The organism is Streptomyces sp. PTY087I2, from assembly GCF_001687325.1.
GTDB lineage: Bacteria > Actinomycetota > Actinomycetes > Streptomycetales > Streptomycetaceae > Streptomyces.
The window spans coordinates 158,602-173,435 of sequence record NZ_LZRD01000003.1; the positions used below are offsets into that span (position 1 = coordinate 158,602).

At 71.6% G+C, this 14,834-nt stretch carries 17 protein-coding genes; 14 read left to right on the top strand and 3 right to left on the bottom strand.

Features of this window, described 5'->3' with window-relative positions; all coding sequences use genetic code 11:
* The first annotated feature begins 214 nt into the window (after window positions 1-214).
* The 13 genes from A3Q37_RS04185 to A3Q37_RS04240 all read left to right on the top strand — a co-directional run bounded on the left by A3Q37_RS04185 (window position 215) and on the right by A3Q37_RS04240 (window position 11,865).
* The gene (locus A3Q37_RS04185) at window positions 215-1,513 is read left to right on the top strand and encodes a GAF domain-containing protein (protein ID WP_065477624.1); all 1,299 of its coding nucleotides are present in this window, start codon (window positions 215-217) and stop codon (window positions 1,511-1,513) included.
* An 86-nt stretch (window positions 1,514-1,599) separates the two neighbouring features.
* A complete protein-coding gene (locus tag A3Q37_RS04190) occupies window positions 1,600-2,196 on the top strand; it encodes a GNAT family N-acetyltransferase (RefSeq protein WP_065477972.1) in 597 nt (198 codons plus the stop codon).
* A 187-nt stretch (window positions 2,197-2,383) separates the two neighbouring features.
* On the top strand, window positions 2,384-2,467 hold the full coding sequence (locus A3Q37_RS38290) for a putative leader peptide (RefSeq protein ID WP_309474722.1): 84 nt from the start codon (window positions 2,384-2,386) through the stop codon (window positions 2,465-2,467).
* Window positions 2,468-2,582: 115 nt separating this feature from the next.
* Complete coding sequence (locus tag A3Q37_RS04195; protein ID WP_065477626.1) at window positions 2,583-4,280, top strand: nitrite/sulfite reductase; 1,698 nt, start codon at window positions 2,583-2,585, stop codon at window positions 4,278-4,280.
* The gene (locus A3Q37_RS04200; RefSeq protein ID WP_010059284.1) at window positions 4,277-4,456 is read left to right on the top strand and encodes a hypothetical protein; all 180 of its coding nucleotides are present in this window, start codon (window positions 4,277-4,279) and stop codon (window positions 4,454-4,456) included. The genes A3Q37_RS04195 and A3Q37_RS04200 overlap by 4 nt, the downstream gene beginning before the upstream one ends.
* Entirely contained in the window at window positions 4,453-5,169 is a 717-nt protein-coding gene (locus tag A3Q37_RS04205) for a phosphoadenylyl-sulfate reductase (RefSeq protein WP_065477628.1), read from the top strand. The genes A3Q37_RS04200 and A3Q37_RS04205 overlap by 4 nt, the downstream gene beginning before the upstream one ends.
* Window positions 5,169-5,738, top strand: a complete 570-nt coding sequence (cysC, locus tag A3Q37_RS04210; RefSeq protein ID WP_076966733.1) for an adenylyl-sulfate kinase — start codon at window positions 5,169-5,171, stop codon at window positions 5,736-5,738. The genes A3Q37_RS04205 and cysC overlap by 1 nt, the downstream gene beginning before the upstream one ends.
* The gene (cysD, locus tag A3Q37_RS04215; protein WP_065477630.1) at window positions 5,735-6,673 is read left to right on the top strand and encodes a sulfate adenylyltransferase subunit CysD; all 939 of its coding nucleotides are present in this window, start codon (window positions 5,735-5,737) and stop codon (window positions 6,671-6,673) included. Before cysC ends, cysD begins: the two co-directional genes overlap by 4 nt.
* On the top strand, window positions 6,674-8,008 hold the full coding sequence (locus A3Q37_RS04220; protein ID WP_065477632.1) for a sulfate adenylyltransferase subunit 1: 1,335 nt from the start codon (window positions 6,674-6,676) through the stop codon (window positions 8,006-8,008). It begins immediately after the preceding gene.
* 230 nt (window positions 8,009-8,238) lie between these two features.
* Entirely contained in the window at window positions 8,239-9,351 is a 1,113-nt protein-coding gene (locus A3Q37_RS04225; protein ID WP_065477634.1) for an aliphatic sulfonate ABC transporter substrate-binding protein, read from the top strand.
* Between the two features lie 48 nt (window positions 9,352-9,399).
* Window positions 9,400-10,191 carry an ABC transporter ATP-binding protein gene (locus tag A3Q37_RS04230; protein ID WP_032771159.1) on the top strand — a complete coding sequence of 264 codons (792 nt, stop codon included), beginning with the start codon at window positions 9,400-9,402 and terminating at the stop codon, window positions 10,189-10,191.
* Window positions 10,178-11,104 carry an ABC transporter permease gene (locus A3Q37_RS04235; protein WP_065477636.1) on the top strand — a complete coding sequence of 309 codons (927 nt, stop codon included), beginning with the start codon at window positions 10,178-10,180 and terminating at the stop codon, window positions 11,102-11,104. The genes A3Q37_RS04230 and A3Q37_RS04235 overlap by 14 nt, the downstream gene beginning before the upstream one ends.
* A gap of 8 nt (window positions 11,105-11,112) precedes the next feature.
* Window positions 11,113-11,865, top strand: coding sequence for a sirohydrochlorin chelatase (locus A3Q37_RS04240; RefSeq protein ID WP_065477638.1), 753 nt, complete (start codon window positions 11,113-11,115; stop codon window positions 11,863-11,865).
* A 24-nt stretch (window positions 11,866-11,889) separates the two neighbouring features.
* Here the strand turns inward: A3Q37_RS04240 and A3Q37_RS04245 are convergent, their stop codons facing one another.
* Window positions 11,890-12,582, bottom strand: a complete 693-nt coding sequence (locus tag A3Q37_RS04245) for a hypothetical protein (protein ID WP_065477640.1) — start codon at window positions 12,580-12,582, stop codon at window positions 11,890-11,892.
* Window positions 12,583-12,634: 52 nt separating this feature from the next.
* Window positions 12,635-13,273, bottom strand: coding sequence for a DsbA family protein (locus A3Q37_RS04250; protein WP_065477642.1), 639 nt, complete (start codon window positions 13,271-13,273; stop codon window positions 12,635-12,637).
* A gap of 201 nt (window positions 13,274-13,474) precedes the next feature.
* On the opposite strand from A3Q37_RS04250, the gene A3Q37_RS04255 reads away from it, so the two are divergent.
* Window positions 13,475-13,951, top strand: a complete 477-nt coding sequence (locus A3Q37_RS04255; RefSeq protein WP_065477644.1) for a hypothetical protein — start codon at window positions 13,475-13,477, stop codon at window positions 13,949-13,951.
* 48 nt (window positions 13,952-13,999) lie between these two features.
* Here A3Q37_RS04255 and A3Q37_RS04260 read toward each other — a convergent pair whose 3' ends face one another.
* Entirely contained in the window at window positions 14,000-14,833 is an 834-nt protein-coding gene (locus A3Q37_RS04260; RefSeq protein WP_065477646.1) for an ABC transporter ATP-binding protein, read from the bottom strand.
* Between the last annotated feature and the right edge of the window lies 1 nt (window position 14,834).

Consider the following 14,834-nt stretch of genomic DNA (forward strand, 5'->3'; position numbering starts at 1 on the left):
AGGGTGGTGCTGCGCCGACACGGCACCACCCTCCATGCTCATGCGACACCGGGCGGCCGGGAGACCCGGCGCACAGTGTTTCTGCCAGTCTTGTACGGACCCGCAGGGCATCGCCAGAGTTGCAAAGGGTTGCAACCATTGTGTGGACTGCTCGGTGGCCCGGCAGGATGGGCCGGACCGGGGGGTCGGGGAGCGTTCGGGGGGAACGGGGACCATGACGGAGACAGGTTCGGCGGGGGCGCTGCGGGTGACGGGCCAGGGGGCGGGGCGCCAGGCCACCCGGTTGCTGCACCGGGCTCGGGAGGCCCGGCTGACGGGCGAGCCGTCCGCCGTCGTGCCCCGGGCGGAGATCGACGCCTCCTGGGACCGGGTGGTGCGCAGCGGTATCGATCCCGACCAGTCGCCGGAGAGCGAGCTGCTGGAGGCGGACGAGATCGAGCACCGGCGGCGCAGCACGGCGCTCGGCGAGCTGATGCCGCTGCTGCGGTCCGGACTGGCCTCGATCGCGGACGCCGCGCAGCAGATCATGGTGGTGACCGACACCGAGGGCCGGGTGCTGTGGCGGCAGGGCAACACGGGGGTGCTGCGCCGGGCCCACGACATCTGCCTGGAGGAGGGCGCGGCCTGGGCCGAGGCGGCGACCGGGACGAACGCGATCGGGACGGCGCTGGCCGCCCGGGTCCCCATCCAGGTGCACTCCGCCGAGCACTTCATCCGGGCGCTGCACGGCTGGACCTGTGCGGCGGCCCCGGTGCGGGATCCGCGCGACGGGCGGCTGATCGGGATCGTCGACATCAGCGGGCCCGCGTCCACGTTCCATCCGGCGACGCTGGCCCTGGTCGACTCGGTGGCCCGGCTCGCCGAGGGCGAGATCCGCACCCGGCACCTGGCGGAGATCGAGCGGCTGCGCGCGGTGGCCGCGCCGATCCTGTGCCGGATCGGCGGGCGGGCGCTGGCGGTGGACGTGCACGGGCGGCTGGCGGCGGTGACCGGTATGCCGCCGGTGGACCGGCTGCCGCTGCCGAAGTCGCTGCGGCCGGGTCCGGTGTGGCTGCCCTCGCTCGGCATGTGCCAGGTCGAGCCGCTGCCGGGCGGCTGGCTGGTGCATGTGGACGACGTGCGGGCGGTGCGGGGCACGCCGCGCCGGGTGGTGCTGGACCTGAGCCGGCCCCGGGCGCTCGCCGTGCATGTGACGGGGCCGCTGGGCAGCGTGAAGCAGCGGCTCTCGCCGCGCCACGCGGAGCTGCTGTACGCGCTGGCGGTGCACCGGCAGGGGCGGACGGCGTCGGAGCTGGCCCGGGACATCTTCGGGGACGCGACCCGGACGGTGACGGTCCGGGCCGAGATCTCGCGGCTGCGGCGTCATCTGGCGGAGGTCCTGGCCCACCGCCCGTACCGCTTCGGGGACGGGGTGGAGGTGGAGGTGATCCACCCGGAGCACGGCGCGGATCTGCTGCCGCACTCCCAGGCGCCGGTGGTGACGGAGGCCCGCGGGGCGGCGCGGGCGACCTGAGGCCCGCCCGGGCCGTGCGGGCAGCGGAAGGCTCCCGTGCGGGGCCGCTGTGCGCCGACGTGCCGCTCCATGGTTTTCTGGCCGTCATGAGCGACATCCCGCAGCCCGCAGCGCCGACCACCGAGGTGACCGTCTGGTCCCTGGAGCAGACCTCGCCCGCCGACCTCCGCCCGGCCGCCGCGCCGGAGGGCGACATCCGGATCGTCCGGTCCGAGGTGGTGCTGCCGGAGTTCAGCCGGTTCCTCTACACGGCGGTGGGCGGCGACATCCGGTGGACCGACCGGCTGGGCATGACGTACGCCCAGTGGGAGGAGGCCCTGCGGCGGCCCGGCGCGGAGACCTGGGTGGCGTACGCGAACGGGACGCCGGCCGGGTACGTCGAGCTGGACCCGCAGGACGACGGCGTGGTCGAGATCATGTACTTCGGGCTGATCCCCGCGTTCCGGGGGCGGCGCATCGGCGGTCACCTCCTCGGTTACGGGGTGGCACGCGCCTGGGACCTGGCGGAACGCTGGCCGGAGCGGCCGGCGACGAAGCGGGTCTGGCTGCACACCTGCTCCAAGGACGGCCCGTACGCGATGGACAACTACCTGCGGCGCGGCTTCCGGCTCTTCGACACGAAGACCGAGGTGGAGCCGGAGGTGGCGACGCCCGGCCCGTGGCCCGGGGCGTACGCCTCCTGACCGTGCGGAGACCCCGAGGGGGCGGCGGAGCGGCCGCCCCCCTCCGGGCGCCAAGCGGGGCGATTTGTCGGTAATGCCGATGGAGCATTCCGTGACCGGCGCCACACCGTCCCACCCTTCGAGACCCAGCCGTCCACATAGCGGATAGTGGTGGACTGCCCCGAGATGCCCGTGACACGCTTCCGTCATGTCTGGAACTGGAATTGCCTTGGTGAGTCGACGCCACGTCGACCTCGGCCGCATGTCCAGCGCCATCTGTCCGGTGAGCTGACCGCCCCAGCACCGCCGCTCTTCTCTTACCTCTGAACCGACCTGCGCACCGCCGCGCCTCAGCGCGAGTGTGCCGCTCAGAGCCGCCCTCCCGCAGTCCCGAAGGACGTATTGTCATGGCCGCCACCCCGGAACAGCCTGCGACCGCCACGCCCCGCCGCAAGGCCGGACGCCACCGTGGCGAGGGTCAGTGGGCCGTGGGCCACCACACCCCGCTGAACGGGAACGAGCAGTTCAAGAAGGACGACGACGGTCTCAACGTACGGACACGTATTGAGACGATCTACTCCAAGCGCGGCTTCGACTCCATCGACCCGAACGACCTGCGCGGACGGATGCGCTGGTGGGGGCTGTACACCCAGCGCAAGCCCGGCATCGACGGCGGCAAGACGGCCGTGCTGGAGCCGGAGGAGCTGGACGACAAGTACTTCATGCTGCGGGTCCGGATCGACGGCGGCCGGCTGACCACGCAGCAGCTGCGGGTGATCGGCGAGATCTCGCAGGAGTTCGCGCGCGGCACCGCCGACCTCACCGACCGGCAGAACGTGCAGTACCACTGGATCCGCATCGAGGACGTGCCGGAGATCTGGCGGCGGCTCGAAGGGGTGGGCCTGTCCACCACCGAGGCCTGCGGTGACACGCCCCGTGTGATCCTCGGTTCGCCCGTCGCGGGCGTCGCGGAGAACGAGATCATCGACGGCACCCCCGCCATCGACGAGATCCAGCGCCGGTTCATCGGCAACCCCGACTTCTCCAACCTGCCCCGCAAGTTCAAGACGGCGATCTCCGGCTCCCCGCACCTGGACGTGGCGCACGAGATCAACGACGTCGCGTTCGTCGGCGTGAACCACCCGGAGCACGGCCCCGGCTTCGACCTCTGGGTCGGCGGCGGCCTCTCCACCAACCCCAAGCTCGGGGTGCGGCTCGGCGCCTGGGTGCCGCTGGACGAGGTGCCCGACGTGTACGGCGGGGTCATCGGGATCTTCCGTGACTACGGCTACCGGCGGCTGCGCACCCGCGCCCGGCTGAAGTTCCTGGTCGCGGACTGGGGCGCGGAGAAGTTCCGCCAGATCCTGGAGGACGAGTACCTCCAGCGGAAGCTGGTCGACGGGCCCGCGCCCGAGCAGCCCGCCCAGACCTGGCGCGACCACCTCGGGGTGCACCGGCAGAAGGACGGCCGTTTCTACGTCGGCTTCGCCGCGCGGGTGGGCCGGGTCGACGGCTCCACGCTCAGCAAGATCGCCGATCTGGCGGACGCGCACGGCTCCGGCCGGGTGCGGACCACCGCCGAGCAGAAGATGATCGTGCTGGATGTGGCCGAGGAGCAGGTGGACTCCCTGGTCGCCGGTCTGGAGGCGCTGGACCTCAAGGTCACGCCGTCCCCGTTCCGGCGCGGCACGATGGCCTGCACCGGCATCGAGTTCTGCAAGCTGGCGATCGTCGAGACGAAGGCGCGCGGCGCCTCCCTCATCGACGAACTGGAGCGCCGCATCCCGGAGTTCGACCACCCGATCACCATCAACATCAACGGCTGCCCCAACGCCTGCGCCCGGATCCAGGTCGCCGACATCGGTCTCAAGGGCCAGCTGATGCTGGACGAGAACGGCGAGCAGGTCGAGGGCTATCAGGTGCACCTGGGCGGAGCGCTGGGCCTGGAGGCCGGGTTCGGCCGCAAGGTCCGCGGCCTGAAGGTCACGTCGGCCGAACTGCCGGACTACGTCGAGCGGGTGCTCGGCCGGTTCCAGGAGGAGCGCGAGGACGGCGAGCGCTTCGCGACCTGGGCGGCGCGCGCCAGTGCGGAGTCGCTGTCATGAGCGAACGAGCCGCCCCGTTCTACTGCCCGTACTGCGGCGACGAGGACCTGCGCCCCAACGAGACCGGTCACGGCGCCTGGGAATGTGCTTCCTGCAACCGTGCGTTCCAGCTGAAGTTCCTGGGTCTGCTGACCCGGGGCGTTCAGCGCAACGACGGTGAAGGGGACGCGATATGACGGACACTCTGCTGAGCGGCGAGCTGACCGACGAGGAGCTCCGGGAGCTGGCCGAGCGGGCCGGACGGGAGCTGGAGGACGCCTCCGCGACCGAGATCCTCAAGTGGGCGACCGACACCTTCGGGCCGCGCTTCTGCGTCACCTCCTCGATGGAGGACGCCGTGGTCGCGCACCTGGCGTCGCGGGTGCTGCCGGGCGTGGACGTGGTCTTCCTGGACACCGGCTACCACTTCCCGGAGACGATCGGGACACGGGACGCGGTGGACGCGGTGATGGACGTCAACGTCATCACGATCACCCCGCGCCAGACGGTCGCCGAGCAGGACGCGGAGTACGGCGAGAAGCTGCACGACCGGGACCCCGACCTGTGCTGCGCGCTGCGCAAGGTGAAGCCGTTGGAGGACGGCCTGACCGCGTACGCCGCGTGGGCGACGGGGCTGCGCCGCGACGAGTCGCCGACCCGGGCGAACACCCCGGTCGTGGGCTGGGACGCCAAGCGCCGCAAGGTGAAGGTGTCCCCCATCGCCCGCTGGACCCAGGACGACGTGGACGCGTACGTCCTGGAGCACGGGGTGCTCACCAACCCGCTGCTGATGGACGGTTACGCCTCCGTCGGCTGCGCGCCCTGCACCCGCCGGGTGCTGGAGGGCGAGGACGCACGGGCCGGCCGCTGGGCCGGACGCGGCAAGACCGAATGCGGGCTGCACGGCTGATGACGACTGATCAGGAGAGTTCGATGAGCGTGACGGAGACGGGAGCCACCATCTGGCTGACCGGTCTGCCGAGCGCGGGCAAGACCACCATCGCGTACGAGCTGGCGGGCCGGCTGCGGACCGAGGGCCACAAGGTGGAGGTGCTCGACGGCGACGAGATCCGCGAGTTCCTCTCCGCGGGCCTCGGCTTCTCCCGCGAGGACCGGCACACCAACGTGGCCCGGATCGGCTTCGTCGCCGAACTCCTCGCGGCCAACGGCGTGAAGGTGCTGGTCCCCGTCATCGCCCCGTTCGCCGACAGCCGCGAGGCCGTCCGCAAGCGGCACGCCGCCGAGTCCACCACCTACCTGGAGGTGCACGTCGCGACGCCCGTCGAGGTGTGCTCCGTACGCGATGTGAAGGGCCTTTACGCCAAGCAGGCGGCCGGCGAGATCAGCGGGCTCACCGGGGTCGACGACCCCTACGAGGCCCCCGAATCGCCGGACCTGCGGATCGAGTCGCACCAGCAGACCGTGCAGGAGTCAGCGGCGGCGCTCCACGCGCTGCTCACCGAGAGGGGCCTGGCGTGAGTGCCGTCACCACCACCGTGTCCGAGGGGACATCGAACCCGTACGCGCTCAGCCACCTGGACTCCCTGGAGTCCGAGGCGGTCCACATCTTCCGTGAGGTGGCGGGTGAGTTCGAGCGGCCGGTGATCCTGTTCTCCGGCGGCAAGGACTCCATCGTGATGCTGCACCTGGCGCTGAAGGCGTTCGCGCCCGCGCCGGTGCCGTTCACGCTGCTGCACGTGGACACCGGGCACAACTTTCCCGAGGTCCTCGACTACCGCGACCGTACGGTCAAGAAGCACGGGCTGCGGCTGCACGTCGCCTCCGTGCAGGAGTACATCGACGCCGGGAAGCTCCGCGAGCGCCCCGACGGCACCCGCAACCCGCTCCAGACCGTGCCGCTGACCGAGGCGATCCAGCAGCACCGGTTCGACGCGGTGTTCGGCGGCGGGCGGCGCGACGAGGAGAAGGCGCGTGCCAAGGAGCGGGTGTTCTCGCTGCGCGACGAGTTCTCCCAGTGGGACCCGCGCCGTCAGCGGCCCGAGCTGTGGCAGCTGTACAACGGCCGGCACGCGCCGGGTGAGCATGTCCGGGTCTTCCCGATCTCCAACTGGACCGAGCTGGACGTCTGGCAGTACATCGAGCGTGAGGGCATCGAGCTGCCGGAGATCTACTTCGCCCATGAGCGCGAGGTGTTCAACCGCAACGGCATGTGGCTGACGGCGGGTCACTGGGGCGGGCCGAAGGAGCACGAGGCCACCGAGACCCGGCTCGTGCGCTACCGCACGGTCGGCGACATGTCCTGCACCGGTGCCGTCGACTCCGACGCCACCACGCTGGACGCCGTGATCACCGAGATCGCCGCCTCCCGGCTCACCGAGCGGGGCGCGACCCGCGCCGACGACAAGATGTCCGAGGCCGCGATGGAAGACCGCAAGCGCGAGGGGTACTTCTAAATGACGACCACAGCCGAGCAGTTGAGCGCCACCACCCTGCTGCGCTTCGCCACCGCCGGGTCCGTCGACGACGGCAAGTCGACCCTCGTAGGCCGGCTGCTGCACGACTCCAAGTCGGTCCTCACCGACCAGCTGGAGGCCGTCGAGCAGGCGTCGCTGAACCGGGGGCAGGAGGCGCCGGACCTGGCGCTGCTGACCGACGGGCTGCGCGCCGAGCGCGAGCAGGGCATCACCATCGATGTCGCCTACCGCTACTTCGCCACCACCCGGCGGCGGTTCATCCTCGCCGACACCCCGGGCCATGTGCAGTACACCCGGAACATGGTGACCGGCGCGTCCACCGCCGAGCTGGCCGTGGTGCTGGTCGACGCCCGCAACGGGGTCGTCGAGCAGACCCGCCGGCACGCCGCCGTCGCCGCGCTGCTGCGCGTCCCGCACGTGGTGCTGGCCGTCAACAAGATGGACCTGGTCGACTACGCGGAGCCCGTGTTCGCCGCGATAGCCGAGGAGTTCACCGCGTACGCCGCGTCCCTCGGCGTCCCGGAGATCACCGCGATCCCGATCTCGGCGCTGGCCGGGGACAATGTGGTGGAACCGTCCGCGCACATGGACTGGTACGGCGGGCCGACCGTCCTGGAGCACCTGGAGACGGTGCCGGTCAGCCATGACCTCACCGCCTGCCACGCGCGTTTCCCCGTGCAGTACGTGATCCGCCCGCAGTCCGCCGAGCACCCCGACTACCGGGGGTACGCCGGTCAGATCGCCGCCGGGGTGTTCCGGGTCGGCGAGCCCGTCTCCGTACTCCCCTCGGGGCGTACGACGACGATCACCGGCATCGACGCGCTCGGCGAGAGCGTCGACATCGCCTGGGCCCCGCAGTCGGTGACGCTCCGGCTGGCCGACGACATCGACATCTCGCGCGGCGACCTGATCGCCCCCGCCGACGACGCCCCGCCGGTCACCCAGGACGTCGAGGCGACCGTCTGCCATGTGGCCGACCAGCCGCTCTCGGTGGGCCAGCGGGTGCTGCTCAAGCACACCACCCGCACGGTCAAGGCGATCGTCAAGGACATCCCGTCCCGGCTCACCCTGGACGACCTCTCCCAGCACCCGGCGCCCGGGCAGCTGGTCGCCAACGACATCGGGCGGGTCGTCGTGCGCACCGCCGAGCCGCTCGCGCTCGACGCGTACGAGGACTCGCGGCGCACCGGCTCGTTCCTGCTGATCGACCCGGCGGACGGTACGACGCTGAGCGCCGGGATGGCGGGCGCCGCGTTCGCCGCGGCCGCCGAAGCCGTCGTGGCGGCCGACGACGACGCCGAATGGGACTTCTGACCGTGACCGATTTCTTCTCCTCCTTCGCGAAGGAGGGCGGCCGGGTGGGCAGCGGCGCCCTCGGCAGCGGCCAGGGCGGGGTCGGGCGATGTGCGTGATGACGTACGCGCACCGCTCGCGCGCCCCGCACCCCCCGCACCCGTACCGCCGAAGACCTGCCGACCTCCCGGCCACGCCCCCCTGAACAGACAGCGGGACGTGAGACCGGGCCAACGAGAGGAAAGCCTCCCGTGCCTGCCCCCCGTTCCACCGTTCGCCGCGGCCTCGCCGCCGTCGCCGCCCTGCCGCTGCTCGCCCTGGCGGCCACCGCCTGCGGCTACGGCTCCGAATCGAAGGACGACGACGCCAAGACGAACGTCTCCGCCGGAGGGAAGAAGCTCTCCTCCGACACCGTGAAGATCGGGTACTTCCCGAACCTCACGCACGCCACCGCCCTGGTCGGTATCCAGGAAGGCACCATCCAGAAGGAACTGGGCGGCACCAAGGTCGAGTCGACGACCTTCAACGCGGGCCCGTCCGAGATCGAGGCACTGAACGCCGGCTCCATCGACATCGGCTTCATCGGCCCCTCCCCCTCCATCAACGCCTACACCAAGTCCCAGGGCAAGGGGCTGCGGATCATCTCCGGTTCGGCCTCCGGCGGGGTGAAGCTGGTCGTCAACCCGGACAAGATCAAGACCCTGGACGACCTCAAGGGCAAGAAGATCGCCACCCCGCAGCTCGGCAACACCCAGGACGTGGCCTTCCTCAACTGGATCTCCGAGAAGGGCTGGAAGGTCGACGCCCAGAGCGGCAAGGGCGATGTCTCCGTGGTCCGCTCGGACAACAAGGTGACCCCGGACGCCTACAAGTCCGGTGACCTGGACGGCGCGTGGGTGCCCGAGCCGACCGCCTCCAAGCTGGTCTCCGAGGGCGCGAAGGTGCTGCTGGACGAGACGGACCTGTGGCCGGACAAGAAGTTCGTGATCACGAACATCATCGTGTCGCAGAAGTTCCTCAAGGAGCACCCGGACGTGGTCGAGGCGGTGCTGAAGGGTTCGGTCGCCACCAACAAGTGGATCAACGCCAACCCGGACAAGGCCAAGGCGTCCGCCAACAAGGCGCTGGAGAAGCTGAGCGGCAAGCCGCTGCCGCAGGAGATCCTCGACCCGGCGTGGGAGTCCATCGAGATCACCGACGACCCGCTGGCCCAGACGCTGAAGACGCAGGCCGGTTACTCGGTCAAGTCCGGTCTGCTCAAGGACCCGAACCTCCAGGGCATCTACGACCTGGGCCCGCTGAACAAGATCCTCAAGGCCGAGGGCCTGCCCGAGGTCGCCGACGCCGGTCTCGGCGTCAAGTAAGCCCGCCCATCCGCAGCAGGACGTCAGGAATCCCAGGAGGTGACGACCATGGCGACCCCCACTCTCACCAAGGCCGAGGACCGTACGACGGTCGAGCACGCAGCCCGTCTCGCGCATGTCTCGAAGTCCTTCGCCGGGCCCACGGGGCAGCAGCTCGTGCTGGACGACATCACCCTCGATGTCGCTCCGGGTGAGTTCGTCACCCTCCTGGGGGCGTCCGGCTGCGGAAAGTCGACGCTGCTCAATCTGGTGGCCGGACTCGACCGCCCGTCGAAGGGGTCCATCGAGACCCCCGGCGGGCGGCCGGCCCTGATGTTCCAGGAGCACGCCCTCTTCCCGTGGCTGACGGCGGGCAAGAACATCGAACTGGCCCTGCGGCTGCGCGGGGTGCCGAAGTCGGAGCGCCGCACCGAGGCGGAGCGGCTGCTCGAACTGGTCCGGCTCGGCGGAGCGTACGGCAAGCGGGTGCACGAGCTGTCCGGCGGTATGCGGCAGCGCGTCGCGATGGCCCGCGCGCTCGCGCAGGACAGCCAACTGCTGCTGATGGACGAGCCGTTCGCGGCGCTGGACGCCATCACCCGCGATGTGCTGCACGACGAGCTGACCCGGATCTGGGCGGAGACGAACGCCTCGGTCCTCTTCGTCACCCACAACGTGCGTGAGGCCGTACGGCTCGCGCAGCGCGTCGTGCTGCTCTCGTCCCGGCCGGGCCGGATCGCCCGGGAGTGGACGGTCGACATCGAGCAGCCGCGCCGCATCGAGGACACCGCCGTGGCGGAGCTGTCCGTCGAGATCACCGAAGAACTGCGTGGGGAGATCCGCCGACATGGCCAGCACTGACATCACGTCCGACCGGAAACGGCCGGACGGGACGGCCGGACCGGTCGACAAGAAGCCCGACGACCTGGCGGGTCTGGAGGCCGGGCTCGACGCCCTGGACGCCGTGCAGATCCGCCGCACCCCGGTGCGCGAGATCCTGCTGCGCAAGGTGCTGCCGCCGGTCGTGGCGGTGGCGCTGGTCCTGGTGGTCTGGGAGCTGCTGGTCCGCGCCCAGGTCACGGAGACGTACAAGCTGCCGCCGCCGTCCGCGGTGTGGGACAGCGCGCGCGAGATGTGGCTGGCGGGCACGCTGCTGGAGGTCGTCTGGACCAGCGTCTCGCGCGGTCTGCTCGGCTTCCTGCTCGCGGTCGCCATCGGTACGCCGCTGGGGCTGCTGGTCGCCCGGGTGAAGCTGGTCCGGGCCGCGATCGGCCCGATCCTGTCCGGGCTCCAGTCACTGCCCTCGGTGGCGTGGGTGGCCCCGGCGGTGATCTGGCTCGGGCTGAACGACCGGATGATGTTCGCCGTGATCCTGCTGGGCGCGGTGCCCTCGATCGCCAACGGCCTGGTCTCCGGCGTCGACCAGGTGCCGCCGCTGTTCCTCCGGGCGGGCCGCACGCTGGGCGCGACCGGGCTGCGCGGGACCTGGCACATCGTGCTCCCGGCTGCGCTGCCCGGCTATCTGGCGGGCCTCAAGCAGGGCTGGGCGTTCTCCTGGCGCTCGCTGATGGCCGCCGAGATCATCGCCTCGTCGCCCGAACTGGGCCTGGGTCTCGGTCAGTTGCTGGAGAACGGCCGCAGCAACTTCGACATGCCCGGGATCTTCCTCTCGATCCTGCTCATCCTGTTCGTCGGCATCGCCATCGACCTGCTCATCTTCAGTCCGCTGGAGCGGTGGGTGCTGCGCAGCCGCGGTCTCCTCGTCAAGAACTGAGCCCTCCTATGACGCATCCCACTCTCCTCGTCATCGCCCACGGCAGCCGCGACCCGCGGCACGCCGCGACCGTGCACGCGCTCACCGAGCGGGTCCGCGCCGAGCGGCCTGGACTGCGGGTGGAGACGGCGTTCCTGGAGTTCAACGCCCCGTCCGTGCCCCGGGTGCTGGAGCGCCTGGCGGCCCAGGGCGCGGACGAGGTCGTCGCCCTCCCGCTCCTCCTCACCCGGGCGTTCCACGCCAAGACCGACATCCCCTCGGTCCTGCGCGAGGCGCGCGCCCGGCTGCCGAGGCTGCACATCCGGCAGGCCGACGTCCTCGGCCCGTCCCCGCTGCTCAACGCCACCCTGGGGCGGCGGCTGCGGGAGGCCGGGGTCCGTCCCGGCGACCTTCCCCGGACCGGGCTCGTCCTGGCCTCGGCGGGATCCACAGACCCGGAGGCGATCGCAGTGATCGCTGAAATCGCGCGGGAGCTGCGGCACACCGGTTGGTGCGCCGTGCGGCCTGCGTTCGCCTCCGCACTCCTTCCCCGTACCGAGGACGCGGTACGGGCCCTGCGCGCCGAGGGCGTGGACCGGGTGGCGGTGGCCCCGTACGTCATCGCCCCCGGCCGGCTCCCCGACCGCATCGCGGCGGGCGCGGAAGCGGCCGGTGCGGACGTCCTGGCCGATGTGCTGGGCCCGGCCCCGGAGTTGGCGCGGCTGCTGCTGAACCGCTTCGACGAGGCGCGGGTGCCGGTGGGGGCGTCGCTGTCGGCGTGAGGGCCGGGGAGAGCGGGTCGGCTCTCAGCCGATCAGTCCGATCAGCCCGGCGACCGCGCAGACGACGGCCCCGAGGGCCATGGCGTCCGCGCCCACCGACCAGGTGAACCGCCGCTCCACCGGCGCGTAGCGCGGGGCCGCCTTACGGGACCGGGGCGAGCCCGACCGGGCCGGACGTGCTCGGGGCGACTTCGATCGGGCCATGCGGACGTGGGCTTCCATGGCGTCGGCGCAGACGCCGGAGAAGTTGTAGAACAGGTCCCACAGAGACCCGTCCAGCCACCAGAAGTGGACCTCTTCCCCCGCATGGGTCTCCAGGGCGAGCGGCGAGCGGCCCTCCGGGCGGACGAACCGCCTCACGGCGGAGCAGGGCACGACGGTGTGACGCCACACGCTGTGGCGGACGATCTCGCCGGGGCGCAGCACCACCCTGACGAGGGAGAACCGCCAGATGACGGAGGCGGTCACGAGGGCCGAAGCCCCCATCAGGCCCCGCGCGCCGGCGTCCGAGCCGGGGGGCGGGTCCAGGGTGACCGCCAGGGCGAGGACGACGAAGGTCACGGCCGCCACCCGGATGCAGCCGATCCGCGCCCAGCGCGCCAGCTTGATGTGCCCCCGCCGATTCGGGCGGTAGCTCCGCACGCGCTGCACCAGCGGGGTCCCCGGCCCGTACCAGGCCAGCAGCCCCGCGTCCCACAACCCCGCCCCCGTCGCCATGTCGACGATCCTAAGGACGGACCGGCGCGGACCCCCCGGCGGCCCCGGCGGGTCAGTCGTAGGACAGGCCGCCGGAGCGGGCCCGCTTGAGTTCGAAGAAGCCGGGGTGGTTGGCGAGGACCCGGAAGCTGTCGAAGAGTTCGGCCGCCTCCTCGCCGCGCGGGATCGCGTTGAGGACCGGGCCGAACCAGACCGTGCCGTCGACGTGGATCGTCGGCGTTCCCACGTACGCGCCCTGTTCCGGGTCCTTGCCCGCGTCGTGGTGGCGGGCGACCTCGTCGTCGTACGCCGTGGAGTGGGCCGCTTCCGCCAGGGAGGCGGGCAGACCGACTTCGGCCAGGGAGGCGGCGATCACCGCGTCGAAGTCCTCCTCCTTGTGCCGGTGGATGCGGGTGCCGAACGCGGTGTAGAGGTCGCGCAGGACTCCGTCGCCGTGGGCGGCGGCAGCGGCGACGGCCACCCGGACCGGGCCGATCGACTTGTCGACGAGCTCGCGGTACCAGTCGGGCAGGTCGTTGCCCTCGTTGTGCAGGTAGAGGCTCATGGGGCGGAAGCGCAGCTCGATGTCCCGGTGCCGCTCCACCTCCAGCATCCAGCGGGAGGCGATCCAGGCGAACGGGCAGGCGGGGTCGAAGAAGAAGTCGACGGCGGTGCGGGCGGCGGGCCCGGTGGTGGGGTGCTGTGTGCTCATGCGTCTCAGCCTAGGCAGTGAGTGGCGTGGATTCCCGGGCCAATCCGTGGTCGGAGCGGTGGGCCATTGCGTACGTCGTCCGGGGCGCGGAACGGCCGAACAGGCGCCGTTGACGGGCAACGGGCCGCATGTCAGCGTCGGTTCGCGCGGAGCGACCGCGCGGTCCCGCCGACAGGGCGGGCGACCGGGAGGGGAACCATCATGAGAAGACGCGGGTCCACGACGATCGCGGCGTTAGCGCTGGCGCTGTCCGGGGCGATGCTCACCGCCGGGGCCGCCGCACCGGCCCTGGCCTCCGGCGGCGCGCACACCGGCGCACCGTCGGCCGCCGAGGCGTTCCGGCTCCAGGCCGATCCGACGCCCGAGGAGCAGGAGCACCTGCGCGAGATCGCGGGCGCCATCTGGACGCCCCAGCTGGCCGCCGGCTGGAACATGAACGCCGAGGTCGCCGACGTACTCTCGCAGGCCACCGACCAGATCCTGCGGTGCTCCGAGGCGTTCGCGCTGGTGCCCCGGCCGCCGGGCTTCGTCCCGGGCCTCGGCTATCTCGTCCAGTACTGGAAGAACCTGCGCGACTACTTCCTCGTGGTGAAGGACAACCGCACCTACCGCGCCTGCGTGGTCACGACCGCCGCCAACTACCGCTCGATCATCGAGATGGCGTCGGCGGGCATCTGAGTCCGGCATCGGGCGGGCCGCCGTACGGCGGGTAGGTGCGGCGGCCCGTCAGCCGAGGGTCTTGGCGGGCTCCTCCAGCTCCGGGGTGTGGTGGCGGCCGACCGGGATGACCAGCGGGGTGCGGCTGACCGGGTCCGTGGTCACCTGGCAGCGCAGGCCGAAGACGTCCTCGACCGTCTCGGCGGTGATCACGTCGGCGGGCGCGCCCTCGGCGACGATGTCGCCCTTCTTCATCGCGATGACGTGGTCGGCGTACCGGCAGGCCTGGTTGAGGTCGTGCAGGACCATGACGATCGTGCGTCCCTCGCGCCGGTTGAGGTCGACGACGAGGTCCAGGACGTCGATCTGGTGGGCGAGGTCGAGATACGTCGTCGGCTCGTCGAGGAGGAGGACCGGGGTGCCCTGGGCGACGGCCATGGCGATCCAGGCGCGCTGGCGCTGGCCGCCGGAGAGTTCGTCGACGGCGCGGTCGGCGAGGTCGGTCGTGCCGGTCGCGGTGAGCGCGTCGTGCACCGCCTGCTCGTCCGCCTTGGTCCACTGCCGCCACCACGTCTGGTGCGGGGAACGGCCCCGGTTGACCAGGTCGATGACGGTGAGGCCCTCGGGAGCGACCGGCGACTGCGGGAGGATGCCGAGCTGCTGGGCCAGCTCCCGGGTGGGGATGGAGTGCAGGGCCCGTCCGTCCAGGCTGACCGCGCCCTCGCGCGGGGCGAGCAGCCGGGCCAGGGCGCGCAGCAGGGTCGACTTGCCGCAGGCGTTGGCACCGACGATGGCGGTGATCCGGCCCGGCGGCACGGCCAGGTCCAGGCCGCTGACGACGGCTCGGTCGTCGTAGCCCAGGTGCAGGCCCTCGGCCCGCAGATCGGGTTCGGCGGTGGACATC